Origin of the sequence: Nostoc sp. PCC 9305 (assembly GCF_963920915.1) — a bacterium.
Lineage (GTDB): Bacteria > Cyanobacteriota > Cyanobacteriia > Cyanobacteriales > Nostocaceae > Nostoc.
Map to the genome: position 1 here is coordinate 1 of NZ_CAWUDN010000232.1, position 2,225 is coordinate 2,225.

Here is a 2,225-nt window from a genome sequence, read left to right on the forward strand (position 1 = left end):
TGGTGCGATTCGGTGATTAGCGAATAACGGTAATCAGTCCGTAAATAACTAATCCAGCCCGACAGCAGATTACTGTCATTAAAGGCTGAACTCTCGGTCAGATGCAAGTGCAAGCCTTGCCATTCAGACTCAGAATTGACTCCTCATCTGCCCACACCGAACAAGCTCGATTCTTGTAGAGTGAAGCTGGGAACAGGGCGCAATCAGACGACCGTTGCGGGTTGACACTGGCGCTAACAGGGAGTTCCTATGATGAAACAGAGCCTAGAAAAGCGACTTATTAACTGGCAGGGCGCAACTCAATAAAATCCCTGACCATGCTGGAGGTCATTCCCGCCGAACATCATTGAAGGAACGGCAAGAGTCCAGGGAATCTAGCAGTCGAATTGGCTACATCTAACGGAACAATCAATCTCTCCGAGGGAACGAATAAAAACGAGTTGTGGGTCTAGGGGCAGTCGAACTCCAAGTAGCCCAGACGAGCGGAGGAATCCCCACAATTCGGGTAGGACAGACCGTAATTGGTCTGAGGTGTTCAGAATACACAAACTCCAGAAGAGAAAATGATTAGGCACAGTTACAAAACTAGTGAATCTTGGAAAATCCTGCCGTGGAAGAAATTCCGCCGTAACCTTTTCCGCCTTCAAAAGCGCGTGTATAAAGCTGTTCAAGTTGGAGACAAGCGGAAAGCCAAGTTACTCCAAAAGCTTATTCTAAAATCTACCTCGGCTCGATTTCTTGCAATTAGACTTGTATCTCAGCTAAATGCTGGTAAAAAGACGGCTGGTATTGATGGTAAGAAATCCCTCTCATTTGAAGAACGCTTCAACCTTGAAAGACTACTGAAAATGAATAGTGGAAATTGGAAGCATCAAGGATTACGGGAAATCCCCATCCCTAAAAAGGACGGGACTACCAGAATGCTTAAAATACCAACCATCGCAGATAGAGCTTGGCAATGCCTAGCAAAATATGCGCTCGAACCAGCACACGAAGCCACTTTCCACGCTAGGAGTTACGGGTTTAGAACTGGGCGCTCTGCTCACGATGCACAAAAGTACATTTTTAATAACCTCAACGCCAGCAGCAATGGAACAGAAAAACGAGTTATTGAACTCGATATCGAAAAATGCTTCGACAGGATTAACCACTCAGCAATAATGGACGAACTCATCGCTCCGAAAGGCTTAAAACTCGGTATCTTCCGATGCCTCAAGGCAGGGGTAAATCCAGAATTCCCTGAACAAGGAACCCCACAAGGGGGAGTGGTCAGTCCATTACTAGCAAATATTGCACTCAACGGGATTGAGAGTATACACCGATACCACAAGAACCCAGGAGATAGAATCACTGATAAAACCTCAGTCACTCGTATAGTCGAGCCTTCGATTCGATACGCGGATGACATGGTTATTATACTCCGACCCGAAGACGATGCAACAGAGATACTTGAAAGAATCAGCGAGTTCCTCCGCAATCGCGGAATGAATGTAAGCCAAAAGAAAACCAAAGTTACCGCCGCGACAGATGGGTTTGATTTCCTTGGCTGGCACTTCAAAGTCCAGAAAAACGGAAAGCTCAAGAGTACTCCCTCAGTGGATAACTTCAAAGCTTTTCGTAAGAAAGTAAAATACATCGTCAACAACTCGAATTATGGTGCTACCACAAAAGCTGAGAAATTAGCCCCGGTAGTTAGAGGTTGGAGAAACTACCATAAGTTCTGCAAGATGGACGGGTCTAGAAACTCGTTATACCACATCGAAACGCGAGCTTACAGGGTATTCAACAAGGAAACTAGACAGAACCGCTACTCTAGCAAGAAATTACTAGACAAAGCATTTCCAGCAGTTTCTTACTCAGAAAATAAACACGTCATGGTTAAAGGAACCAAATCCCCCTATGACGGAGATATAGCCTACTGGAGCGAACGTAACAGTAAGCTCTATTTCGGCGAAACCTCTATTGCTCTTAAGAAGCAAAACCATAGATGTGCTTCCTGCGGCTTAAAGTTCATCGGTGAAGAAAGGGTTCACCTGCATCACATCGACGGAAATCATGCCAACTGGAAGAAAAATAATCTTGAAGCAATTCATGAGAGTTGCCACGATTACAAACACATGAGCAAAAGCGCAAGCTAAGAACATCGGAAGCTGGGTGCGATGAAAGTCGCACGCCCAGATTTAACAGAGAGGTGCCCCGGATAATACCGGGCATCGACTCTACCA

Annotated in this window: 1 protein-coding gene; it reads left to right on the forward strand. The window is 45.5% G+C overall.

What is annotated here, in order from left to right; translation table 11 throughout:
- Positions 1–563 precede the first annotated feature (563 nt).
- Entirely contained in the window at positions 564–2,138 is a 1,575-nt protein-coding gene (locus ACM0OX_RS35480) for a group II intron reverse transcriptase/maturase (protein WP_414519876.1), read from the forward strand.
- Positions 2,139–2,225: the final 87 nt, after the last annotated feature.